Annotated in this window: 21 protein-coding genes; 15 read left to right on the forward strand and 6 right to left on the reverse strand. The window is 38.0% G+C overall.

Annotation, left to right across the window (positions count from 1 at the left end; all coding sequences use genetic code 11):
* Positions 1–4: 4 nt before the first annotated feature.
* The 13 genes from ABGT15_RS09565 (at position 5) to ABGT15_RS09625 (ending at position 15834) form a co-directional block, all read left to right on the forward strand.
* The gene (locus tag ABGT15_RS09565) at positions 5–3601 is read left to right on the forward strand and encodes a hypothetical protein (RefSeq protein WP_367231195.1); all 3597 of its coding nucleotides are present in this window, start codon (positions 5–7) and stop codon (positions 3599–3601) included.
* Positions 3601–4731, forward strand: coding sequence for an FAD-dependent oxidoreductase (locus ABGT15_RS09570; protein WP_367231196.1), 1131 nt, complete (start codon positions 3601–3603; stop codon positions 4729–4731). The genes ABGT15_RS09565 and ABGT15_RS09570 overlap by 1 nt, the downstream gene beginning before the upstream one ends.
* 3 nt (positions 4732–4734) lie before the next feature.
* Positions 4735–5655: a glycosyltransferase gene (locus tag ABGT15_RS09575; protein ID WP_367231197.1), complete on the forward strand. Its 921-nt coding sequence runs from the start codon at positions 4735–4737 to the stop codon at positions 5653–5655.
* Positions 5656–5701: 46 nt separating this feature from the next.
* Entirely contained in the window at positions 5702–6091 is a 390-nt protein-coding gene (locus tag ABGT15_RS09580; protein ID WP_367231198.1) for a hypothetical protein, read from the forward strand.
* Positions 6092–6165: 74 nt separating this feature from the next.
* Positions 6166–6684: a hypothetical protein gene (locus tag ABGT15_RS09585; RefSeq protein ID WP_367231199.1), complete on the forward strand. Its 519-nt coding sequence runs from the start codon at positions 6166–6168 to the stop codon at positions 6682–6684.
* Positions 6685–7953 carry an oligosaccharide flippase family protein gene (locus ABGT15_RS09590; protein WP_367231200.1) on the forward strand — a complete coding sequence of 423 codons (1269 nt, stop codon included), beginning with the start codon at positions 6685–6687 and terminating at the stop codon, positions 7951–7953.
* Positions 7954–8643, forward strand: coding sequence for an acyltransferase (locus tag ABGT15_RS09595; protein WP_367231201.1), 690 nt, complete (start codon positions 7954–7956; stop codon positions 8641–8643). It begins immediately after the preceding gene.
* A 2-nt stretch (positions 8644–8645) separates the two neighbouring features.
* Positions 8646–9875, forward strand: coding sequence for a hypothetical protein (locus tag ABGT15_RS09600; RefSeq protein WP_367231202.1), 1230 nt, complete (start codon positions 8646–8648; stop codon positions 9873–9875).
* A gap of 2 nt (positions 9876–9877) precedes the next feature.
* Entirely contained in the window at positions 9878–11044 is a 1167-nt protein-coding gene (locus tag ABGT15_RS09605; protein ID WP_367231203.1) for a glycosyltransferase family 4 protein, read from the forward strand.
* 78 nt (positions 11045–11122) lie between these two features.
* Positions 11123–12235 carry a DUF1972 domain-containing protein gene (locus tag ABGT15_RS09610; RefSeq protein WP_367231205.1) on the forward strand — a complete coding sequence of 371 codons (1113 nt, stop codon included), beginning with the start codon at positions 11123–11125 and terminating at the stop codon, positions 12233–12235.
* Positions 12171–13487 carry an O-antigen ligase family protein gene (locus tag ABGT15_RS09615; RefSeq protein ID WP_367231206.1) on the forward strand — a complete coding sequence of 439 codons (1317 nt, stop codon included), beginning with the start codon at positions 12171–12173 and terminating at the stop codon, positions 13485–13487. The genes ABGT15_RS09610 and ABGT15_RS09615 overlap by 65 nt, the downstream gene beginning before the upstream one ends.
* Positions 13484–14467, forward strand: coding sequence for a UDP-glucuronic acid decarboxylase family protein (locus tag ABGT15_RS09620; protein WP_367231207.1), 984 nt, complete (start codon positions 13484–13486; stop codon positions 14465–14467). The genes ABGT15_RS09615 and ABGT15_RS09620 overlap by 4 nt, the downstream gene beginning before the upstream one ends.
* Positions 14467–15834: an undecaprenyl-phosphate glucose phosphotransferase gene (locus ABGT15_RS09625; RefSeq protein WP_367231208.1), complete on the forward strand. Its 1368-nt coding sequence runs from the start codon at positions 14467–14469 to the stop codon at positions 15832–15834. The genes ABGT15_RS09620 and ABGT15_RS09625 overlap by 1 nt, the downstream gene beginning before the upstream one ends.
* On the opposite strand, the gene ABGT15_RS09630 is transcribed toward ABGT15_RS09625, so the two are convergent.
* The 3 genes from ABGT15_RS09630 to ABGT15_RS09640 are packed head-to-tail and all read right to left on the reverse strand — an operon-like array spanning position 15831 to position 19401.
* Positions 15831–16997 carry a glycosyltransferase family 4 protein gene (locus ABGT15_RS09630; protein WP_367231209.1) on the reverse strand — a complete coding sequence of 389 codons (1167 nt, stop codon included), beginning with the start codon at positions 16995–16997 and terminating at the stop codon, positions 15831–15833. The two genes, ABGT15_RS09625 and ABGT15_RS09630, sit on opposite strands and share 4 nt — an antisense overlap.
* Positions 16997–18091 (reverse strand): non-hydrolyzing UDP-N-acetylglucosamine 2-epimerase, encoded by a 1095-nt coding sequence (wecB, locus tag ABGT15_RS09635; RefSeq protein ID WP_367231210.1) that lies wholly within the window; start codon positions 18089–18091, stop codon positions 16997–16999. The genes ABGT15_RS09630 and wecB overlap by 1 nt, the downstream gene beginning before the upstream one ends.
* On the reverse strand, positions 18088–19401 hold the full coding sequence (locus tag ABGT15_RS09640; protein WP_367231211.1) for a phenylacetate--CoA ligase family protein: 1314 nt from the start codon (positions 19399–19401) through the stop codon (positions 18088–18090). The genes wecB and ABGT15_RS09640 overlap by 4 nt, the downstream gene beginning before the upstream one ends.
* Before the next feature lie 113 nt (positions 19402–19514).
* On the opposite strand from ABGT15_RS09640, the gene purD reads away from it, so the two are divergent.
* Positions 19515–20786 (forward strand): phosphoribosylamine--glycine ligase, encoded by a 1272-nt coding sequence (purD, locus tag ABGT15_RS09645; RefSeq protein ID WP_367231212.1) that lies wholly within the window; start codon positions 19515–19517, stop codon positions 20784–20786.
* Between the two features lie 40 nt (positions 20787–20826).
* On the opposite strand, the gene ABGT15_RS09650 is transcribed toward purD, so the two are convergent.
* Together ABGT15_RS09650 and ABGT15_RS09655 are read right to left on the reverse strand one after the other, a co-directional pair.
* A complete protein-coding gene (locus ABGT15_RS09650; RefSeq protein WP_367231213.1) occupies positions 20827–21585 on the reverse strand; it encodes a TlpA family protein disulfide reductase in 759 nt (252 codons plus the stop codon).
* 70 nt (positions 21586–21655) lie between these two features.
* Positions 21656–21886: a DUF6341 family protein gene (locus tag ABGT15_RS09655; RefSeq protein WP_367231214.1), complete on the reverse strand. Its 231-nt coding sequence runs from the start codon at positions 21884–21886 to the stop codon at positions 21656–21658.
* Positions 21887–22000: 114 nt separating this feature from the next.
* Between ABGT15_RS09655 and ABGT15_RS09660 the strand changes: the two genes are divergently transcribed.
* Complete coding sequence (locus tag ABGT15_RS09660) at positions 22001–22930, forward strand: DUF6427 family protein (protein ID WP_367231215.1); 930 nt, start codon at positions 22001–22003, stop codon at positions 22928–22930.
* Here ABGT15_RS09660 and upp read toward each other — a convergent pair.
* Positions 22925–23578, reverse strand: coding sequence for a uracil phosphoribosyltransferase (gene upp, locus ABGT15_RS09665; RefSeq protein ID WP_367231216.1), 654 nt, complete (start codon positions 23576–23578; stop codon positions 22925–22927). The genes ABGT15_RS09660 and upp overlap by 6 nt on opposite strands.
* Between the last annotated feature and the right edge of the window lie 96 nt (positions 23579–23674).

Here is a 23674-nt window from a genome sequence, read left to right on the forward strand (position 1 = left end):
TGCAATGATGAAAAGAATTAAAGAAGCTATAATTACTCTGATTACTCAAAATACGGTCTATAATAGGGCTTTTGTAATGGTCAGCCTGTTTTTTTGTTTGGGACTGCTTTCGCCTTTTATAAATATTTTGTTTGAAATCAAACCAGCGGTTTCGGATTTCAGTCAGCACATTATTTCCAATGCTTCTGTGAATAATTTAGATGTTTCCAAAAGGGTTGGATTGTTTTACAAATTGCTTTTCGCCCTTGTTCTGGGAACTGCCGCATTTTTTTTGATACTTAAAAAATGGGTGGAAAAAGGCAGTCAGGACTCGTCGCTTTTAAAACCGTTGTTCAGTATTGGAACCATTGGCGTTTTGGCTGTTTTTTCTGGTTTTTTACTGTATTCGACTGATATAGCGGTATATTTTATAGGTGTTTCGTTGGTTTGTTTGTTACTGGAACTTCGGTTCAATCACACACATCAGAAAATTAAACTGGCATTATGGCCTGTTTTTGTTTCGTTTCCTTTCAGTTTGTTTGGTTATACGTTTTTAAAAAATAGGAATTTTTTCGATAAGATTACTCCAGAACTAAAACTTAAGGGGTATCTTATAGCTGTCGATCCTCAAACCTTGACGTTTGTTTTTTTGACGTTTTTTTTCAGTTTTGTTGCGTATCTTTTTTTTATAAAATTTTTGAAAAACAAAGGCGAGGGCACGGTATTGACTGCTTCTATTCCTTTGGTTGTAACACCGGCAATTTTGTCCTTTGGTTTGGAATGTCTGAATATTTTAAATAAACAGTTGGATTTTGTAAGCAATAGCCCTTTTCTGATGTTTGCTTTGCTTATCATCTTGTCGGGCGTATTGTTTTTCTATTTGCTGTACAGAAAAAGGAGCAGGACTTCCGAATTTGTTCAAAACCATTTCGTAGGCATTGCACTGTTAAGTTATGTCATTCTTATTGCGCAGCCTTGGCGTTTCATGATTCCCGGCAGTGAATTTTTTGAAACAGCCAATCACGGTTTAGCCATAGATCATTTCTGTAAATACGGTTCTATACCTTTTGTGGAGAATTTCGATGCCCACATGCTGAATCAGCAATTCTTTTCGTACATCTATATCTTGTTCAACGGATATGAGCCTTGGGCACACTCGTTATACATTCTGTACTTTTTTGTACTCGAAATTATAGTGCTGTATTATGTGTTCCGAAAAGCATTGGGAAGCGTGAACAGTTTCTTTCTTATTTTATGTGTACCGATTTTACCGGTTGTTCTTAACGAATTTGCGTTAGCCGGTATTTTGGCTCTTTTTGTCATCCGATTGCTTAAAGACCAATCGTTTAAAAACCATTGTTATTTCTGGATTTTAGGGATTTCTGTCTGTTTGTATAAGTTAGATGTGGGCTATTCCGCATTATTGTCTGCCTTATTGCTTTACTTTCAGTTTAATAAAATCTTGTACCGCAGGTTTGAATTTAAAAACCTGCTGAAAGCAGCTGTTGTAGCGGTAGCGCCATTGCTGTTGCTTTTTGTGTTGCTTTGTTTGTTGAAAGGCATCAATCCGATTGTAAGATTACAGGAGTTTTTATTGGCAGCCATGTCCGATCAAAACTGGGGGATTACCAAAATGGGCGACACGTCTCACTATTTGTTTAGGGTTTCGTATTATTTGCTTCCGCTGCTTACGGTTTGTTTTGCAACTGTTATTGTGTTTAAATTGTTCTTTAACGAAGCCTATCAGAAGGTTATTCTTAAGAAGGAAAGATCAATCGGGGCTGTTATTCTATTTTTGTTTTTTGTGTTCTTTTTCGTTTTGAATGCACAACGCGGGATTGTATTTCACAATTTCGAATACGGAAACATCATCCGTATAACCAGTACGTTACCGATAGCGTTGCTTTTTCTCACATTGGTGTTTGGCTCTAAAAACAGGCTGCTTTATTTTTCGATAGTGTTTTTGGGAACGTTCTTGTTTCTAAATTCGGCCAATGCAAATTTTAAAAACAGAAGTACTTCTTTATTGACACAGTCCGTTAATTCCGCATCTTATCATGAGAAATTTTTGGAGATGAGTTCGTTTGGCGGAACACGTTTAAAAGTAACTTTCGACCAATCCGAAATTCAGTTCTTTAAAAAGTTTCTGGATAAAGTCCTTACCAAGGACCAGACGTATTACGATTTTTCCTCCACGAATTTTTACCACGCCTTAACCGACCGGAAAAATCCGGTGTATGTGAATCAGTCGCCTTTAATGCTTAACGGAGACAAGGCTCAGGATATCGAAATCGGTTACCTGAAAGAGAAAAATATCACCATTGTATTAATGCCGATTAAAAACAATTACTGGCATGCGATTTCAGAAGTATATGTGGATTTTAAATATTACAAAATAGCAGAATATATTTACTCAAATTTCACGCCGCTATACCGGATGGGATCGTTTGATGTATATGTTCTTAAATCTAAAAAGTCGGAGTATGAAGCTAAATTAAGGGAAATTGGTGAAATTCGTACTGATTCGAAAGTCACTGATTTTGCGTTCCTGAATGAAGCCTCCATCAGCAAAAATAACCTTGCAATTGCGAATGAGAATGGTAAAACAGTGCTGAAATCCAGTGGTGCATCGCCTTTCGTTATCGGAATCATGAATCATCTAAGACAACAAGGCAAACTGAAAAACGAAAACCTGCCTTCGCGATTGGTTTTAAAATTTATGGCAGCCAATACCGGAAACATAAAGATTTATTATAACCTGAATGCGACGGAAACCTTTTCGGAAGATCGAACTAAAGAATTTCCAATTACGGTAGCGGGGGAGAATACTATTACTATGAATTTCGGCAAAACACCGCATGAATTGATGATTGGGATGAATGTTGAAAGCATCACGCTGGAACAGTTTGAAATCACCAGTGACTTGCAAGGAAATATCAATCAGCCTGAAAAAATTGATTATTTTATCGGTTTTGTACCGCGCTTGTGGGCTGAAGAGTCTGATAGTGAAGTATTTGCTAAAGTAAAACCGTTTCAGGACATCGTCGAGGAAACGACTGCCAGTATTGAAGCCAAAAATCTTAATACTAATAGAAAAGGGGTATTTGCTTTTATTGAAGTCGAGACTGATGCTGATATGACAGCTTCTGTGGATCTTTCTGAAAACAATATTTCTAAAGCGACTTATGGTTTTAGTGTTTCGGCAGGTAAACATCAGTACGCGGTTCGGGTGAGTAATGGCTATTATTGGTGGAACACAAGCAATCCCAAAATTACATTTAAAGCAGAAAAGGCGGTTAAAATCAGTAAGTTTTGCTTAATTTCTGATGACGGTACAAAAGAGATTTCATTCAAATCTAACGGACTAACCTTGGCGAATCTAAACGACAGCAACTGGATAAACGGTTGCAGTTTGGCTTACAATATGGTTGTTCTGGATTTTTCGCCTTCAAAAGAAAAACTGTTGCAGAAACACAAAAAAATTAAATTGTTGGATGGCAGAATGGTTACTGTAAAAGGATATTATGTGTCCGGAAATTACATTAACATTACCATTGCCGAAAAGTTGGAGGATTATGTTGGCACAATCGGTTTCCCTAATGCTTTGGAATTTGTTGACTAATGGAAAATCAGTACGATAAAATAATAATTGGCGCGGGACTATACGGTTTGTACGCAGCACTTTTTTGCGGGAAAAGAGGCGAGAAGGTGTTGGTGCTGGAACACGATCCCGAGGCCTTTTCCAGAGCGACCTATATCAATCAGGCAAGAGTTCATATGGGGTATCATTACCCGAGGTCTTATAGCACGGCTAAAAAATCGGCAGATTATTACGACCGTTTTCTGGAAGATTATTCGTTTTGTATTCACAACCAGTTTGATAAAATCTATGCGATTTCCAAAAATTTTTCATGGACAAATGCGCACCAGTTTGAGAAATTTTGTAAAGACACTAATATTCCGTGTAAATCTGTAAATGTTTCGGATTATTTTAAAACAGAATTTTGTGAAGGCGCCTATTTATCAAGAGAGTGTACTTACGATGCCCAAGTGCTGAAAAAGTTCTTTTTGGAGGAGCTTGCACAATGCCATAATGTTGAGATTCGTTACCAAAGTTATATTGTTTCGGTTACTAAAAAGGAAGGTTCGTTTGTTTTAACTACAAATACGGGAGCGGAAGTAGAAAGCGGATTCGTGTTGAATGCAACCTATGCGGGTATTAATCAGATTCACCGTCTTTTTGATGTGGCTCCTTTAAAGATAAAATACGAATTGTGTGAAGTAATTTTATGCAAAACCAATGAGAGTCTGAAAAACACCGGAATAACCATGATGGACGGACCATTTTTTTCCTTAATGCCTTTTGGGCAAACCGGCTATCATTCTTTAACGGCTGTTCATTATACACCCCATAAAACCAGTACGGCTATTTTGCCTGAATTTGATTGTCAGCAGCACAGTGAAAACACCTGTAGCCCTTTTAAAATAGGAAATTGCAACACTTGTATTGCCAAGCCAAAAACATCCTGGGCTTATATGAGCGCATTGGCTAAAAAGTACCTGAAGGACGATATAGTATTTGATTATGTGGATTCCCTGTATTCCATAAAACCGGTTTTACAAGAATCTGAAATTGACGATTCCCGACCAACAGTTATTAAAGAATATTCCAAATCGCCTACTTTTGTATCGGTATTGTCCGGAAAGATTAATACGGTGTATGATTTGGATGATGTGCTGACAAATAAATAAGTTATGAAAGAAAAAAAACTCATTTCGATAGTAGCGTATCTGTACAATAACGAGACGACTATTTTAAACTTTTTGGAAAAAGTAGTAGGAGAAATAGACGCAATGTTCGAACAGTTTGAGTTGATTGTCGTTAACGATTGTTCAACAGACAGTTCGGTACAACGAATTAAAGAGGCGCCATTTTTAAAACAACATCAGGTGTCAATCATACAGATGAGTTTTCATCAGGGTGTCGAATTGAGCATGAACGCCGGTTTGGATTTGTCTACAGGAGATTTTGTTTATGAGTTTGATAGTACTTTTATTGATTATGATATTGATTTGATAGCAAAAGCATTCCATAAGATGATGGAAGGGTACGATATCATTGCGGTATCTCCGGAAGCCAACGATCAATTCTCATCTAAATTGTTTTACGCCACCTATAATTATTTTTCGAAATCCAACAATAAATTAAGAAGTGACCGATTTCGAATTTTATCAAGGAGGTCCATCAACAGGGCGTTTTCCATCAGTGTTAAAATTCCGTACCGCAAGGCTATGTACAGCAACAGCGGACTGAAGATTCATACCTTGGAATACACCAAAACCACCCAACTGAGAAAAACACCGGAAAAAAGTCATCTAAGAAGTAAAACAGCGATAGATTCCCTGATTATTTATACCAATTTATCTTTTAAGATATCGATAATGATTTCTTTGACGCTTTTCATGACTACTTTAGGGGTGTTGATCTATACTTTTATGGTCTATTTCGGAAAGGATAAGCCTATTGAAGGCTGGACTACTATAATGCTGTTGATGTCTGCTGGATTCTCGGGATTCTTTTTCTTAAGTGCTATAATAATCAAGTACTTATCTCTTATTCTGGAGTTGGTCTTTAAGAAAAAATCCTACATTCAAGAAAATATTGAAAAAATATAGATATTTAAAAAAAAATTCTAATTTTGCCCTACTAAAAACATAGACAATGAAATTAAGAGTATTATTAGGATTATTGGTTTTTGCGTTGACTTTTTCATGCAAACAAAAAAGTGAAATTGAAGAAAAAGCACAACAGGAACAATCTACTGAAACTACCGCTGAGGCACCTAAAATCACATCCATTCAATTGGCAAATTATTCCGATGAGAACTGGAAAAATGGTGTAGGGCTTACCTTCAACATGCTTTTGGTGGATTATTCAAAAGAAAAATTTGATCTTATTTCAAAAGGAACGGAATTGCATTTACCGGACGGACAGAAAGTTCAGTATATCGGATACGAAACGAAAAACAATTATATCCATATCATGCTAAAGGAAAAGCCAACAACTTATGCCGCAGCATTGGAATATCCTAACGAAATTACCATTAAGTAATTTTAATTGCAACGACTTAGAATCCGATTTTACAATCGGATTTTTTTGTTTATTTTTATTCCTAAACAATGAATATGAAATACCTTGTAAAAACACTTTTTTGTGTCCTTGTATTAGCAGTAATGTCATCCTGTGAAAAGGTACAAAACGCCAAATCCCTAAGAGTCGAAATTGATTTGGTAATTCAGGAAAGCGATTCGTTACAGGTTTTTTACAGCAATAACGCCAGTGTAGCGTTTACAGAAAAACATTCTTTTTGGCACAAGGTGCAGGGGATGCCTAAAAATCAAAATATTGAAATTGTCTTCCCGGATTCCATATTGCCAAAACAGTTTCGTATCGATTTTGGACGAAATATTAAACAGACTGCCATTGTTTTGAATAAAATTCAGATTGATTATCATAAGGAAACAATTCCGATTAAAGGGAATGAAATTTTTAAGATGTTCCGTGTTGATGAGACCAATACTTCAGTGGACAAATTAAACGGATTGATAAAGAGAAAAGACACGACAAACCCTAACGGACCGTCTTTATACCCGAATGGCAATAAATTATACGATTGTTTAAACAAACTCTACACCCAGAAATAGATGCTGCAATTGTTTAAAAAAATACTCTTGCATCAGCAATTCCAAAAGTTGGGTATTTATGGTTTTGGACAGTTGTTCAATTTGGTAACACCTTTATTGGTTGTTCCGTATATCGTTGGGATTTGCGGTGAAGAGAATTTCGGAAAAACAGCAGTTGGTTTAGCCCTTTCCTTTTTCCTTATTGTTTTTATCGATTACGGTTCGGATTTGGTGGGGGTGCGACAAGTGGCAATTCACCGAAATAACCCGGAAGAGCTGAAGCAAATTGTTATTACCAGTTATTCGTCAAGATTGCTTTTACTGCTTTTGCTTTTATTGCTTTCGGTTGTGATGTTTTGCACGGTGCCATTCTTCAAGACGGAGCGTGTTCTTTTTTTGTACGGGTTGCCAATCTTGATAGGTCAGTTTTTAAGTCCGGTTTGGTTTCTGCAAGGCATGGAAAACGTAAAATGGATTACATACGCTAACATCCTGTCTAAATTAATTTATCTTTTGGGGATTTTCCTTTTCATACATTCCGCTTCAGATTATGTTTTTGTTAATTTATTGTGGGGGTTAGGTATGATTCTGTCGAACGGTCTTTTTTTGGGACTGGTTTTCAAAAGACACCATTTTTCCATGCGAAGGGTTTCATTTTTAGAAATCAAGCAGTTTTTAGGCAAGGATTTTTCTATGTTTTCTTCTCAGATTTTTGTGGCTTTGCAACTCAACACGCCGGTGATTCTGATCAGTTTTTTTGGGAATAACCTGATGGCGGGTCAATATAAGATAGTGGAGCAAATTATCGTAATATTCAAAACGTACATCTTTCTGTTTTTTAATTATGTTTTTCCGAAGATATGTTACCTGTTGGAAGTAAATCGTGAAAAGGCAATGCGAAACTGGAAGCTGTACAACGGTTTCAACTTTATGTTTGTATTGTTTGGGATGGTTTTTTTCTACTTGTTTTCGTATGATGTTGTAGCTTATTTTAACCCGACAAACCGCTATATTCTAAGCAATTTGCTGCAAGTTGCCGTGTTTATACCATTGCTTTTGGCGGTTTCAGTTTCCTTAAAGCAACTGGTTTTAGCATGGGACTTCAAACGATTTTATGTTAAAATCACTGCGGTCATAGTAGTCATGAATCTTTTGGCGATAGTATTAATTTTGCCAGTATATAAGGTTTACGGAGTTTTTTATACTTTAATTGCAACCGAGGTAATAGTCATTTTATTTTACTTACTTTGTATCAGAAAAAAGCTTTTCAGTAAAGCGATTCACGAATAAATGGTTAAAAATTTTTTTCAATCACTTTTGAATAAGGCCGGTAAGTCGTATCAGATAGATACGGCGATACCTGATAGTTTAATAGTAAGAACGTTGTGGTGCCGGTTTGTAATGATGCTGAGAGGGCTTATCAAATTGCAGCGAAAGACCTTTTTGGGATCTAATGTCTCTATATACAATAAGAAAAATTTCTTTTTTGGGAGAAATGTTACAATTGAACAGTATACGCATCTTGACGGATATGCTTCCAGAAAAATTAAGCTGGGTAATAACTGTAAAATTGGGGCATTTTCCAAGTTAACCTGTACAAGTCATCTTTCGAAATACGGAATAGGCCTAACAATGGGCGATAATTCGGCTATTGGCGATTACACCCATTTCGGCGCTTCGGGCGGTATTGAAATTGGGAGTGATGTGATCATGGGCTCTTATATCAGTTTTCATTCCGAGAATCATGTTTTTTCAAATCCCGATCAATTAATTAGAGAGCAGGGGGTAACATCCAAAGGAATTAAGATTGGTAACAATGTTTGGGTGGGTGCGAAAGTGACTTTTCTGGATGGTTCCGAAGTAGGCAATAATACTGTAGTGGCAGCCGGCGCAGTCGTTTCGGGAGCTTTTCCGGATAATGTAGTCATTGGGGGAGTACCTGCAAAAATTATTAAAACCATTGAAACTAAAGAGAAGTAAGGATGCTAAAGAAAGAATCACTGTATCAGTTATTGTTCATACTTTGTGTGGCGATTCCTTATATTAACTTTTATGAGCTTACATTTTTATTCTGGCTTTTTGCTCTTTCTGTAACATTACAGCGAAAGTATTCTTACAGCATTGTAAAACAATTGGCCTGTTTCGCAGCAATATTTGCCATCGCTTTTTTGGTTGGGTTTTTTAAAGAAGATGTACAACGGTATAATTTCATAAGAGATATAGCCTATTTGCTCAAACCGATACTTGGTCTGTTGGTTGGTTACCAGCTTTGTAAAAATTATATAAAAAGTCCACTTTTAACAGCTATATATGCGGGTATTTTTATAGCGGTCATTCATTTGAGTATGGTAGTATTCAGCCTTGTTGTTTTAGGTGACCGTACCATGCCGGATATTCGATACCACGCCGGATATTACAGTGATTATGAAGTTTATGTCCTGATTCTTGTTGTATTTTATAAGCAATTCAATATCGAGTTAACCCGAAAACAGTATTGGTTATTTCTTTCGATAATAGGTCTCTCATGTTTTTTCTACTTGGCGAGAACCAATTTCATACAGTTTGTCATACTGTTCTTAGCGATAAAAGGTTATTTGAGATTAACACGAAAAGCGGTCGTTGTGATGTCGGTTTTAACGCTAACCATGTTGCTCTCTTATACGGCAATTTATTATTATAATCCGAAACGCGGCGGTTCAGTAACGGAAGCTTTATTGTATAAAATTAAAAATGCTCCTATAGAGCCGTTCAAAACCAAAATCAATGCAGAAAATTGGAAAGACTTTAATGATAATTACCGTTCCTATGAAAACATTCTAACGGTGCGTCAGGTAACTAATCAAGGGGTCTCCACTATAATTCTGGGAGAAGGGATGGGCTCCTCGGTAGATTTAAAAAGAGAAGTCTTTCTCCTAACTTCCTATATGCGTTATATTCCGTTCCTGCACAACGGTTATATGACTGTCTTTCTTAAATCCGGTTTGGTTGGAGTTGTGTTTCTTATTCTATCCATAGGATTGTTTTTCAGGAATAAACCGAGTAATATTCCATTGGTCACGAATATCAATCTTATACTGGTAGGGACAGGTTTTTTCCTGATTATTTCCTATTGGGTGTTTATGGGATTCTATTTTGTACCGGATTCTAAATCTGTTTTTATAGGCTTTATAATTGCCTTTAAAGACCACCTCCTTAAAAATCATACGGTGTAATTATGAAAAACATTTTATTTATACACCAGTCAGCCGAAATGTACGGATCGGATAAGACTTTGTTAATTTTGGTTTCCGAATTTAAAAAGAAAGGGCTTCATCCTATTGTGGTTTTACCGGGAGAAGGACCATTAAAAAAGTATCTTGAGGAGTTAGCGATACAAGTAGAAATTGCGCCGGTTTTTAAAATTTCCAGAAAGATGTTTTCTCCGGGTAATATTCTGGCATTACCTTTTCAGATTCTTAAAGCCTTTCGTAAACTTGATGAAATCGATAAAGAATCGAAGATAGATTTAGTTTATTCCAACACCTTGGCGGTTTTAATAGGATTGCTTTATGCAAGAAAGAAAAACTTAAAGCATATCTGGCATGTTCACGAAATTATTGAGTCTCCTAAAATGGTGGTTCAGTTTTTTAAAAGAGCATTACAAACAAAAGGGAATACCTGGATTATATACAATTCCGAAGCAACCAAAGCTTTTTGGAATGATAAAGATGAATTGTTGAATTTGAAATCTGAGGTGGTTCATAACGGTCTTTTTCCATCGACAAAAGCCCTAACGGAGGACGAAAAGAAAAATGTTAGAACAGATCAAATTGGCGCTCAGGATCAGGAAATACTGATCGCTTTGGTGGGAAGGATAAGCCGATGGAAAGGACAATTACTTTTATTGGAAGCCTTCAATCAATTGTCGCAGAAACACAAAGGCATACGGTTGCTTTTTGTGGGTTCACCCCCGCCCAATCAGGATGAATTTCTGGATAAACTGAAAGAAAAAATTACGACATACAAGCTTGAACAGACCGTGGTAATCTTACCTTTCCAAGATGACATTCATACGATATGGGATGTTGTCGATGTGGCTGTCGTTCCATCTACGGAGCCGGAGCCCTTCGGACTTGTGGCTGTGGAAGCTATGCTGGCCTCAAAACCAGTTGTTGGCGCTAATCATGGTGGATTGAAGGAGATTATCATCAATAATGAAACGGGTTTTCTGTTCATGCCTAACAATGTGGATGATCTAATTCAAAAACTGGAAGTATTAATTCTCGACACTGCGAAACGAAAAGAAATGGGCAGAAAAGGGTTAGAAAGAGCCCGTTCTGTTTTTTCCGTGGAAAACTACACCCTACAAATCGAAAAGATCTGTAAGAAATTAATGTTGTAATCAGCAATAAATTACTACAAGTCCTTAAGAAATTCTTAAAAATCCCTACTTTTGGAATCTCAATAAGAAAGAGGTTTCATGAAAATTGCTATATTAGGAACAAGAGGAGTACCCAATTATTACGGAGGTTTTGAACAGTTTGCCGAATTCTTCACGGTTTATCTCGCAGAAAAAGGGCATGAAGTATATTGTTATAACTCTCACAATCACCCGTATCAGGAAAGAACCTTTCACGGTGTGAACATCATTCATCAGTACGATCCCGAATACAAGTATGGCACGTTTGGTCAGTTTATTTATGACTATAACTGTATAATGGATTCCCGCAAACGCGATTTTGATATTATCCTGCAATTGGGATATACCAGTAATTCTATTTGGTTTTTCTTGTTACCCAAAAAGCCGATTATCATTACAAATATGGATGGCTTGGAATGGAAGCGTTCGAAGTATTCCTGGCCTGTGCAACAATTTCTGAAAGTAGCAGAATGGTTAGCCGCCGTATCCAGTGACTATTTGGTTGCTGATTCTTTAGGAATTCAATCTTTTCTGAAAAAAACATACAAAAAAGAATCTACCTACATTGCTTATGGGGCTTATCCTTTCAACGCACCAGATACGAAGGTACTTGAAGAATACAAGGTAGAGCCCGGAAAATTCAACATGGTGATGGCGCGTTTCGAACCGGAAAACAACCTAGATATGGTATTGGAAGGTGTTTCGCTATGTGAGGATAAAACGCCTATTTTGGTTGTTGGGAAGCATAATACTAAATATGGAGAATACTTGAAGAACAAATACAGGTATTTTCCGCACATTCGTTTTATGGGCGGGATATACAATCTGGAACACCTAAACAGCCTTCGTTATTATACTAATATTTACTTTCATGGCCATTCCGTAGGCGGAACCAATCCTTCGTTGTTGGAAGCAATGGCATCTCAGGCTTTGATTGCGGCACATAATAACGACTTTAATAAGGGGGTTTTAAAGGAAAATGCTTTTTATTTTTCAGGTGCTTCAGAAGTGAAAAATTTACTTCAGACTGTCAATAAAAATGATAACTTGCAGAAGATAGCCAACAACTATAAGGCTATTGAAAACGATTTTAACTGGGCGAAAATAAATGGCGACTATTTACAGCTTTTTGAGGAATGTTTTTCTCGATATCAGGCAGGAAACAAGAAGTAATTACGCTTTTTTACCGTTTCTTTTGGTTTTGATTACAGTGCCGATGCGCTATGCTTATAATAGTATTGCAATAGGTTTGTTTATTGGAATTTCTTTACTGACTTTCAGAAAACAACATTTCAAACTGGAAAAAGCTCTCTTAATTCCGATTGCTCTTTATGTGTTAATGGTGTGTTCTCTTTTATGGACAGAAGATCCGGAAGCCACACGAAAAGCGCTTTTTAAAGTTTTCCCCTTATTATTGGTGCCAATTTGCTATTTAGTAAACAAGTCTTTTTCCAGTCAGCAGGTTCGGAAAATAATTACGTATTTCGGGTATTCCTATTTTGTCTTTGCAGTATTTTATATTGTTCGGGCAGTCTTTCGTTTTTTTCAAACTCAAATTACCGATGTATTTTTCTATCATGAATTAGTTACTGCAGATGTGAATGCAATACATGTATCCATTTATATGGCAATAGCCTACTTCAGTATCTTAACCAAACCGAATAAAATTGTTTTTGACAGAGTGATTTTGTTCTTTTTTGTAATGCTCATAGTATTGCTTTCCTCTAAAAATGTAATAGTGGTTTTCTTCGTGCTAAACGGCGTTTACATGTTTTATCATTCCGAGATAAGAAACAGGAAGCGGATACTTTTAATGGTGTTAGGATTTGGGTTGTTGAGTTCTGCATTGTTTTTTCAGAAAATTAAAAAACGTTTTGAAATCGAGATTGCTTCGAATATGAACGACAGGACAATTAATCCGGAAATAAGCAGTACACAACGATCGGTATACAACGCGACTATTAAGGAGGCCTGGACGATGGAAACGTTTAACCAGAATTATTTTTTCCCCGGAACAGCTTTACGCGTATATCAGTTTCGTATTTTTCTTGAGATGATGCAGGAACATCCGGCTTATTTAACGGGATACGGTCTTAATGCGACACATCACAAGATAAAAGAAAAAAGAATTCAACACGATCTCTATGAAGGTTACGATCAGTTTAACTTCCACAATCAATACATACAGTTTTTTGCTGAAATTGGAGTATTTGGCTTTCTCCTTATTCTGGTAATGGTATTTTATAATCTAAAAAACGCATTGTTAAGCAAAGATTTTACATATATTTCTTTTGCAATTCTAATGATAAGCTTATTTTTGACAGAATCGTTTTTAAGCAGGCAGCGGGGAGTAATATTTTTTATTGCCTTGTATTGTTTTTTTAACACACACAAAACGATTTCGCCAAAAACAGAAGGAGAATGAAACGTATACTAATAACTGGAGCTGCAGGGTTTCTAGGTTCCCATTTGTGTGACCGCTTTATAAAAGAAGGCTGCCATGTTATCGGGATGGACAACCTGATTACAGGTGATTTAAAAAATATTGAACATCTTTTCAAATTGGAGCATTTTGAATTTTACCATCACGACGTGACCAAATTTGTGCATGTTCCTGGAAAGTTAGACTATATTCTCCATTTTGCCTCACCGGCAAGCCCTATAGATTATCTTAAAATTCCCATCCAGACTTTAAAAGTAGGTTCTTTGGGTACACACAATCTTTTGGGATTGGCACGCGTGAAAAAAGCCAGAATACTAATCGCTTCTACTTCTGAGGTATACGGAGACCCTTTAGTACACCCGCAAACAGAAGAATATTATGGAAATGTAAATACGATTGGACCACGGGGAGTTTATGATGAAGCCAAGCGTTTTCAGGAATCCATTACCATGGCATACCATACATTTCACGGTGTAGAAACCAGAATTGTTCGAATTTTTAACACTTACGGCCCGAGAATGCGACTGAATGACGGTCGTGTAATTCCTGCTTTCATAGGTCAGGCGTTACGAGGTGAGGATTTAACAATTTTCGGAGACGGTTCACAGACCCGTTCTTTCTGCTATGTTGATGATCAGGTAGAGGGTATTTACCGTTTGTTGCATTCTGATTATCATCTTCCGGTTAACATTGGAAACCCGGATGAAATCACCATTAAGGATTTTGCAGAGGAAATCATCAAGCTTACCGGAACCAAACAGAAGGTAGTTTATCATCCGTTACCGGTTAACGATCCGATGCAGCGACAACCGGACACGAGTAAAGCTAAAGAAATTTTAGGATGGGAAGCGAAAGTAAACCGTGCTGAAGGAATGAAAGCAACCTATGCGTATTTTAAATCATTATCTCCGGAAGAATTAGCAAAAGAAGAGCACAAAGACTTCTCGGATTATATTAAATGATGACAGCAGTACAAAGAGGAAGATATTCAAAGTATTTAAAGCCGATAAGTATCATTATAGATTTGATTGTACTTATAGGCTTGCCGTTTTTCTACTTTAGTCTTCACAATATTAATTTTCTGTATTTTAACTTGTATCAGATCTTTGGTTGGTTTGTTATTGCCTATTTTGTTGGTTTTTACGAAATATACAGGTATACAGCCCCAGTTCAGATTTTGTCAAAAATAATAAGGCAGGGGGTGATTTTTTTACTCACCGTTATAGCTTTTTTTCCGTTTGCGAAAACCTCACTTTTTAGTGGAAAGGCTATCGCTCTTTTTCTTGCCACCGTTTTTATACTTATCAGTATATCTAAGGCCCTTTCTTTCTATTATCTGAAAAAATATAGAATTGTAACAGGGAATAATTACAGAAATGCTATTATCATTGGTTATTCAGAAGAAGCAATCCGACTCAAAGAACTTTTTAACAACCGTACGGATTTCGGATATCGTTTTTTAGGCTTCTTTTCAGATAAATCAACAAACAATGAAGTAAAAGGAAACTTAGCCAATCTGAAAACGTTTCTTATCCAAGAAAAAGTAGATGAAATTTACTGTTCCTTAGGAGAGCTCTCTAATGAAAAAATAAAGGATTTGGTAGAATTTGCCGACGAAAATAATATTGCCATAAAATTTATACCGGATTCCAAAGAGATCTTTTCTAAAAACCTGAAGATTGATTATTACGAATTCTTTCCGGTTTTATCCCTTCAGAAATCACCGTTGGATGAACCGGTTATTATGTTTCTGAAAAGGGTTTTCGATATACTTTTCTCGTTACTTGTGATTGTTTTTTTCCTATCCTGGCTTACTCCTCTTTTGGCGTTATTAATCAAATTGGAATCTAAAGGGCCAGTTTTTTTCAAGCAAAGCAGACCGGGGCTGAATGAACAGGAGTTTTTCTGTTATAAATTCCGTTCCATGCAAATTAACAGTACTACGGAAAAGGAAGCCTCACGAAATGATCCGAGAGTGACCAAAATAGGGCGATTCATCCGTAAAACCAGTTTGGATGAAATGCCGCAATTTTTTAACGTACTTTTTGGGGATATGTCCGTTGTAGGACCTAGACCGCATTTGTGGTCACAAAATAAGACCTATGGTAACCGAATAAAGAAATATATGGTTCGCCACCATGTAAAACCGGGAATTACAGGACTGGCTCAGGTTAGAGGTTTTAGAGGGGAAATTGAAACCGATGAAGATATGATCAATCGAATTAAATATGATGTGTTTTATATAGAGAATTGGTCTTTAATTCTGGATTTTAAGATTATAGTTCAAACGGTTATTAATATTTTCAAAGGCGAAGAGAAAGCCTATTAAAGCCCGTTAATTTCCCTGTGGATATCCTCCAACTGCCTGTCGAAGGAAAATTGTATCGTGGCGGTTTCCCGAATTCGTACTTTGTCTGCAGCGGTAATTTTCGAAAGCTTCTGGGTTTCCAGAGTTAAAGAGTCAAAATCACCGGGTTCAATTACCTTACCCAATTGGAACTCGTTCACGATATCACCGCCTTCGCCTCCGCCCATATACAGTACCGGCAGGCCAAGGTTAGCCATCTCAAAAATCTTGGATGGTACCGATCCGTAAATACGATTGATCAAGGGAATCAAAGCATAGTCAGCTTTTACCGTAAGTACTTTATGAAGTTCCTGCCGCGTCAACTCACCGTGAAAAACAATATTCTTATTTGGGTGTGTTTCAATAAATTGCAGTAACTCGGCTTTTTCGGCGCCATTACCGTAAATATCCAATACCACATTATCCGGAAGCGTAATGTGTTTGCAAAGGGTTACAATCCCCTGAGCCACACCCAACAAACCGGCGTAAACAATGTGAATTTTTTCTGTTGGTATTGTGGCGGTATTCTCCGTTACCTGAAACTTCGGATAATTGCGATATAAAACCGTTTTCGTAACAACACGTTCCGAAACATGATTGCAGATTTCTTTCGACTGTCCTAAAACCAAATGCGCTTTTCTGTAATTGAATCGCTCGATTTTTTCCAGCATGCGATAGCTGAAACTTTCACCCATCACCCCTAATTCCTTCCCGGCCAGCGGCCACAAATCAGAAACATTTAGAATGATTTTTTTGCCTTTCAATCGGTTCATCATTACACCGAAGAACGCGACAAATAAAGGTGGTGATTGTATGATGACCTTTTTCGGCGTTTTGGTGAACAGCAGAAAAACGCTCAACGAAAACGAAAACGACAACATCGAAATCAACCGGACGATTTTACTTTTCGAATTGCTCGGATACACCCAAGTGCGATACACTGTCACGCCGCTTTCAACCGATTTGTTTTTGATTTTTCCCTGATAGCCGTCAGATATTTTCCCATTCGGATAATTGGGCAAAGGGCACAAAACGGAGACGTTCCAGCCTTTATCACGTAAACCGTGCGCCATGGTTTCAATGCGATTGGATGCCGCCCCTGTTTCCGGTGGGTAATAATTCGATATGATTAAAATGTCCTGCATCAGTATTTTAAATCAAATAAAATTTTCACAATTCGTTCCGCGGTATGACCGTCCCAAAGTTCCGGGATCTGCACTTTTTTCCAGTTGTTTTCTTTAATTTTCAAGATGTTTTCTTCCAAGGCTTTGAAATCGTTTCCAACCAGAACATTACTGCCCAATACACAGGTTTCCGGTCGTTCGGTATTTTCGCGAAGGGTGATGCACGGAATGTGTAAATAGGTAGCTTCTTCGGTAATACCACCGGAATCCGTAATCACCCCTGCCGCATTTTTCAGCAAATAAATAAATTTCAGATACGGTTGCGGTTCCACCAGTTCTAAGTTTGGATAGTTTTTTCCGATGGCTTCTATCACAGGTTTGGTTCTCGGATGCACCGGAAAGAGGATCGTAAAATCTTTGGCAAACGCCGTAATGTTGTCCAAGTATTGTTGCAGATTTTCCTTATTGTCCACATTTGCGGGACGGTGCATGGTTAAGACTAAATATTTTTTATCGGATAATTGTAATTCTTTGAAAAATGAAGGTTCTTCAATACGTTCCAGATTTTTCACCAAGGAATCGATCATGATGTTGCCCACGAAGAAAATGCGGTCGGCTTCAATGCCGGCTTTTTTCAGGTTGTCGTTCGCGTAGGAAGACGTCGTGAAAAAATAATCCGTAATGCTATCGGTCACCATACGGTTGATTTCTTCCGGCATCGTCAAATCAAAAGAACGGATACCGGCTTCGATATGCGCTACTTTTACATTCGCTTTTTTCGCTACGATACTACAGGCCATAGTCGAAGTGACATCGCCTACTACAATCACCAAGTCGGAGGGGTTTTCGGCCAGTTCTTTCTCAAAACCGATCATGATGCCCGCTGTTTGTTCTGCTTGGGTACCGCCGCCCACCTGTAAGTTTGCGTTGGGTTTTGGAATGTTCAACTCTTCAAAGAAAGTATCGCTCAGGTTTTTATCGTAATGCTGACCGGTATGAATCAGTCGGAATGCAACCGCTTTTCCTTCCTTTTGCTTTTGCTGAATCTGATGGATGAGCGGCGCAATCTTCATAAAATTCGGACGCGCTCCGGCTACTAAGGTAAGTCTGATCATGACAGTTCGGATATAAATTGTTTGAGTTTGCCTCTCGCACTGCGAAGTAAACTGTTTTTTCGATGATAGGAAAATTGCAAGCCCGGTTCGAGATATTGGTCGATGGCGTGTTGTATGCCTTTGATCTGTTCCGGAGTCAGTTCTTTTTCGGAAACGTAATCGATTTCAAACGTATCGATTTTCGTCTGGCGGATGATGAATTCCTTCACATTGCCGTCGTCTTCAATAATGGATTTGGTGACGTAATAAAACGTAAGTCCCGGCGATTTCTTACCGCTTGGAAGCAGGGCCACATCATTGGTGCGTCCGATAAGCTTCTTCAGGATTGGTTTTTTAAACGTGCTTTTTTCGTCCAAAATTCCCACATCCCCAATATCGTAACGGATGAACGGATGTGCTTTGTTATAAAGGGATGTAATCACGATACGTCCTTCGGTTCCGTGAGGTACGGGCTGGTTGTTATCGTCCAGAATTTCCACAAAAAGCGTTTCGGAATTTACCTGCCACTCGTCGTTCGGATTCTGAAAGGCAATCAAATCGAGTTCGGAAGCACCGTATTCGTTCACCACCGGAATACCGAATTGGTTTTCCAATAGAATTTTATCGTCGTCAAAAAGCATTTCGGAAGTGACCATGCACACTTTCAGTGTCGGACAGATTTCCTTTAAAACAATATTTTTCGACTGCAGAAATTTAGCAAAGAGTACAATCGAACTCGTATATCCGTTGATGTATTCGAATTTCTTGGTTTGGAAATGCTTCAGTACTTTTTCCAGAAACTGATCCGACAAATCAAAAATCGGGAAACGGTAGCGCTGGCCTAAAAAATCTTTGAGTCGTTCTTTGCGATAGCCGACAAAATCCAACGGAATACCATAAAAACGAGCTTGATATGATCTGTTGAAATCAATTCCGTACCAACCAAAACGGTGAATAACCGAAGCCCAGGTTAAGGCATGCGCCTGCTTGTCTTTGGCAAACACAAACGGATCGCCGCTGGAACCCGACGTTTTGTTCACAAAAACAGATGCTTTGCTATAACTTTTGGACAGCCGCTCTGTTAAGGGTTTTTGTAAATCTTTTTTGGTAAGTACCGGTAAATCGTTCCAGTTTTTAAAGGCCTTGTTTTGGGTAAGTTCCTGGTAAAACGTATTGTTTTTCAGATGGTACTGTACGATTTCTTCCCGCTGATTTTCAATATATTGCTGATACTCCGCTTCCGGAATCGCCAGAATCGAGTCAAAATGCGTTTTGGCTTCCTTCATGCGGAAACCGTTCAACTGCAGCGAAAAATCAAACAATCGGAACACGTATCGGGGATTTTTTCCAAAAATAGTAAAACCCAAACTATAAACTACTGCCCGAAACTTTTTTTTCCGTACAAAAGCGACTATTTTTGCAGGCGAATTAACAACACAACAACATGACTATTTTATTGTTAGGTTCAGGCGGAAGAGAACACGCGCTGGCTTGGAAAATGCTTCAGAGTTCTCAGTGTTCCAAATTGTTGGTGGCTCCGGGAAATGCGGGAACGGCTTCCATTGCCACGAATGTGAACATCAACCCGAATGATTTTGCAGCGGTTAAAAGTTTAGTGTTAGCCGAAGCAGTTGAAATGGTAGTGGTAGGCCCCGAAGATCCTTTGGTAAACGGCGTGTACGACTTCTTTAAAAACGATTCGGATTTAAAGCACATTCCGGTAATTGGACCGTCAAAACACGGAGCGCAACTGGAAGGCAGTAAAGAATTCGCCAAAGAATTTTTGGTAAAACACAACATTCCAACTGCACGTTATCAGAGTTTCACCAAAGAAACAGTAGAAGCAGGTTGTGAATTCTTAACGACTTTGACTGCACCCTACGTATTAAAAGCCGACGGATTAGCGGCTGGAAAAGGCGTTTTAATTTTAACCGATTTAGCGGAAGCCCAACAGGAATTGCGCAATATGTTAGTCGATGCGAAATTTGGCGACGCTTCTTCCAAAGTAGTGATCGAAGAATTTCTGGATGGTATCGAATTGAGCTGCTTCGTACTAACGGACGGCAAATCCTATAAAATTTTACCAACAGCCAAAGATTACAAACGAATTGGCGAAGGGGATACCGGCTTGAACACCGGTGGTATGGGGGCAGTTTCCCCGGTACCGTTTGCCGATGCCGAATTCATGCAAAAAATTGAAGAGCGCATTGTAAAGCCAACCATCGACGGATTTCAGAAAGACAATATTGAATACAAAGGTTTTGTATTCATCGGTTTGATTAAAGTTGGAAATGATCCTTTTGTAATTGAGTACAACGTGCGCATGGGCGATCCGGAAACGGAAGTGGTGATGCCGCGTTTGCAATCGGACTTGGTGGAAATTTTCCAGGCGATGGCGAACCAAACGTTGGATCAGGTGGAATTTGAAATCGATCCGAGAAGCGCGACAACCATTATGATTGTGTCCGGCGGTTATCCGGAAGACTACGAAAAAGGCAAAGTAATCACCGGTTTGGAGAACGTAGAAGGTTCGATTGCTTTCCACGCAGGAACGGCTTTGAAAGACGGGGAAGTAGTAACTAACGGCGGTCGTGTCATTGCGGTGACATCTTATGGCGACAATTTTAAAGAAGCCATTGCGAAATCGTATGCTAACATCGAAAAAATAAAATTCGAGAACATGTACTACCGAAAAGACATCGGTTTTGATTTGTAATAAATATAAAAGAAAATCCCGATTGCGAAATCGGGATTTTTTATTTCAATGCTTTTTGGATGCTTTTCTCCAGCAGTTTCAGCATGTCTTTTTTAAACCCGGTTTCAAAGAACGCGAAGTTGCCTTCTTTGTCGATAACAATATTCGTCGGGTAAAACTGGATTTTAAAACGGTCACACAGTTTTTGTTCGTTCACGACCTGGTTGTATTGGAAATCGGTTTTGCTTAAAAAATTGGTCACCAACTCTTTGTTGTTGTAGGTGATACCGATAAAAACAATTTCGTCGGATTGGTATTCTTTTGCCAATCGGTTCAGTTCGGGCATTTCCTGAATGCAAGGAGCGCATTTGGTAAACCAGAAGTTGAGCACAACAACTTTACCGCGCAGGGATTCGTTAGTATAATGATTTCCGTTTAGGTCGGTGATGTCAAAAGGATACGCTTTTTCTCCTTTTAATTTCGAATTGGTTTCATTTTGCTTAAAACGCTCATCTATCTTTTTTTTATTGGTTTCCATTTCCTCCACCGTAAGGGGAACTAAAACGACGGCTTTTAAAACTTCATCCGAATCCAGAAAATAGAAACTTTTAACGTTTCGCAGTTCTTTTTTTTCGGTTTCGGAAAGGGTTTTTCCTTCACTGTTGTAGTATTGGACATCCTTAAACATTTCTTTGGTCCATATTTTTTCGGCGAATTCAGCCTTGTTTAATTTTTTTAGGTTGGAAGGGATAAAAGCAAACTCTTGAGCGAATAAAGAACATGAGTTTATCAAGAGTAGGTAAAGTAAAATTTTTCTCATAGTATTTATTGATAACAGGTATAAAACTAAAAAAGCCTAATCTTATTGTGATTAGGCTTTTTTAAATTTCTTATTTTAAGAAAGAATGTGCAGTAGTGTCTTGCTCATCTTCTCCTTTATCTTTGAAAATTTTCAATTCTTTGGTCCAGTACCAAGTCCAGTAGCAACAAATTACGATGAAAATCCAGTTTAAAGTGTTGGCGGTCCACCAGTTAGACAACTCCATTTCTCTCATCCAATGCATTGGCGCGAAAAGGATTTCTTCGAATAAATACTGAATTCCTTCAAAAAAAGCTTTCATAAGTTTCGTTTTTTAAATTTTATAGGGAACCAATTCGCGGAAAACTTCACGCTACTTGTTGGTCTCTTTTGTACAAATGTTATCTTTACAGTCACAAAAATATAAAATATCTGCATGATAGCAAGTCTTTTTAATAAATCTCGTCCAATTAATTATGTTTTAATCGGTTTGATGCTGGTGGTCTTCTATTTTTTGTACCTCACCAACGATTTAAAATGGATGGAGCATTATCATTTGATTGCGCAGAAAGTCTTCTTACTGGCGGTGTTGGTAGTGTCAATGTTTCTGGTACGCTTTATTACCAAGCGCAACGGACTGAGCAAAGACAACAGTTATGCAGCATTTCTTTTTGGGATTTTTTTAATTCTTTTTCCGACGGTTTTGGTGAATGTCAATGTGATCCTGGCCAATTTTTTTCTGCTTTTGGCTTTACGTCGATTGATTTCCATGCAATCACTGATTACTCCGAAAGAGAAAATTTTTGATGCTTCGCTCTGGATATTTGTTGCGGCTCTATTCCATTTCTGGTGTATAATATTCCTGATTTTAGTCTTTATTTCGATTATTTTTCACGTGTCCGGTGATTACCGCAACTGGATAATTCCTTTTATTGCTTTGTTTGCGGTGGGCACCCTGTTTCTTATGGCTGTGTTGTTAATTGATCCCAGCCTGATTGATTTTGTGCAACAACAGATTAGTGTGAGTTTTGATTTCACTTATTTTGAAAACATATTCCAGAATATTGCTCTGGCCTTCTTTTCTTCTGTAGCGGTATTGTTTTTTTCGACGCAGTTACTCTCCCTTCCGAATCGACCTTTAAACATGCAGTCTTCGTATAAGAAGATACTTTTCACGTTCCTGTTGGGCGTTGGAATTTATGTATTGTCCGCCGATAAAAACAACAGTTTTCTCATGTTTACTTTTTTTCCGTTGTCGGTTTTGGGCACCAATTTTCTGGAAAGTCAGGAAAACAATTGGGTTAAGGAAGGCGTATTGGGAGGTGTTGTATTGACCGCTTTGATTATCTTCTTTGGACAATTATAATTTGTTGCCATACGCTAAATCACCGGCATCGCCTAATCCAGGCACGATGTAGTTTTTTTCGTTGAGTTTTTCGTCCAGCGCCGCGATCCACAAATGACAATTTTCCGGTAAGTTTTCCTGTAAATACGCTACACCCTCCGGAGCGGCAATCACTACAGCAATGTGAATTTCTTTTGGTTTTTGTTCCAAGTGCAATTTATGAAGCACGGCCACTAAAGATTGTCCGGTAGCCAGCATCGGGTCAACCAAGATCAGGTTTTTGCCTTCGAAGGAAGGAGCAGCTTGATATTCCACTAAAATTTCAAAGGCATCATCGTTGTTGTAATGATGACGGTAGGCCGATACAAAACCGTTTTCCGCATCGTCAAAAAAGTTCATAAACCCTTGGTGTAGGGCTAAACCAGCTCTCAAAATTGAACACAAAACCACCGGTTCGGCAATGGTTGTGGTATGTTTTATTCCCAGAGGTGTTTCAACGGAAATATCTTTATAGTCTAGGGTTTTACTTAATTCATACGCCATGATTTCCCCGATGCGCTCAATATTTTTTCGAAAACGCATGCTGTCTTTCTGAATGGTTACATCGCGAAGCTGGGTTAGAAAATGATTCAGAATGCTGTTTTTTTCGGAGATATAATGGATATGCATAAATTTTGTTTAAAGTTTGAAGTTCAAAAGTAACGGTTAAAAGTATAAAAACTATATTTCTTCTGGCAAAAGCATTGTTTTATTTTGGGACGAAGG

The organism is Flavobacterium enshiense, from assembly GCF_040750275.1.
GTDB classification, from domain to species: Bacteria; Bacteroidota; Bacteroidia; order Flavobacteriales; family Flavobacteriaceae; genus Flavobacterium; species Flavobacterium enshiense_B.

Excerpts from the sequence above, each read along its gene's own strand:
- purD (WP_367231212.1), top strand. The coding sequence starts at position 19,515 with ATGACTATTTTATTGTTAGGTTCAGGCGGAAGAGAACACGCGCTGGCT.
- ABGT15_RS09650 (WP_367231213.1), bottom strand. The coding sequence starts at position 21,585 with ATGAGAAAAATTTTACTTTACCTACTCTTGATAAACTCATGTTCTTTA.
- ABGT15_RS09610 (WP_367231205.1), top strand. The coding sequence starts at position 11,123 with ATGAAAATTGCTATATTAGGAACAAGAGGAGTACCCAATTATTACGGA.
- ABGT15_RS09625 (WP_367231208.1), top strand. The coding sequence starts at position 14,467 with ATGACAGCAGTACAAAGAGGAAGATATTCAAAGTATTTAAAGCCGATA.
- ABGT15_RS09590 (WP_367231200.1), top strand. The coding sequence starts at position 6,685 with ATGCTGCAATTGTTTAAAAAAATACTCTTGCATCAGCAATTCCAAAAG.
- ABGT15_RS09575 (WP_367231197.1), top strand. The coding sequence starts at position 4,735 with ATGAAAGAAAAAAAACTCATTTCGATAGTAGCGTATCTGTACAATAAC.
- ABGT15_RS09580 (WP_367231198.1), top strand. The coding sequence starts at position 5,702 with ATGAAATTAAGAGTATTATTAGGATTATTGGTTTTTGCGTTGACTTTT.
- ABGT15_RS09605 (WP_367231203.1), top strand. The coding sequence starts at position 9,878 with ATGAAAAACATTTTATTTATACACCAGTCAGCCGAAATGTACGGATCG.
- ABGT15_RS09655 (WP_367231214.1), bottom strand. The coding sequence starts at position 21,886 with ATGAAAGCTTTTTTTGAAGGAATTCAGTATTTATTCGAAGAAATCCTT.
- ABGT15_RS09585 (WP_367231199.1), top strand. The coding sequence starts at position 6,166 with ATGAAATACCTTGTAAAAACACTTTTTTGTGTCCTTGTATTAGCAGTA.
- ABGT15_RS09620 (WP_367231207.1), top strand. The coding sequence starts at position 13,484 with ATGAAACGTATACTAATAACTGGAGCTGCAGGGTTTCTAGGTTCCCAT.
- wecB (WP_367231210.1), bottom strand. The coding sequence starts at position 18,091 with ATGATCAGACTTACCTTAGTAGCCGGAGCGCGTCCGAATTTTATGAAG.
- ABGT15_RS09630 (WP_367231209.1), bottom strand. The coding sequence starts at position 16,997 with ATGCAGGACATTTTAATCATATCGAATTATTACCCACCGGAAACAGGG.
- upp (WP_367231216.1), bottom strand. The coding sequence starts at position 23,578 with ATGCATATCCATTATATCTCCGAAAAAAACAGCATTCTGAATCATTTT.
- ABGT15_RS09595 (WP_367231201.1), top strand. The coding sequence starts at position 7,954 with ATGGTTAAAAATTTTTTTCAATCACTTTTGAATAAGGCCGGTAAGTCG.
- ABGT15_RS09600 (WP_367231202.1), top strand. The coding sequence starts at position 8,646 with ATGCTAAAGAAAGAATCACTGTATCAGTTATTGTTCATACTTTGTGTG.
- ABGT15_RS09615 (WP_367231206.1), top strand. The coding sequence starts at position 12,171 with ATGGCGACTATTTACAGCTTTTTGAGGAATGTTTTTCTCGATATCAGG.
- ABGT15_RS09660 (WP_367231215.1), top strand. The coding sequence starts at position 22,001 with ATGATAGCAAGTCTTTTTAATAAATCTCGTCCAATTAATTATGTTTTA.
- ABGT15_RS09565 (WP_367231195.1), top strand. The coding sequence starts at position 5 with ATGATGAAAAGAATTAAAGAAGCTATAATTACTCTGATTACTCAAAAT.
- ABGT15_RS09570 (WP_367231196.1), top strand. The coding sequence starts at position 3,601 with ATGGAAAATCAGTACGATAAAATAATAATTGGCGCGGGACTATACGGT.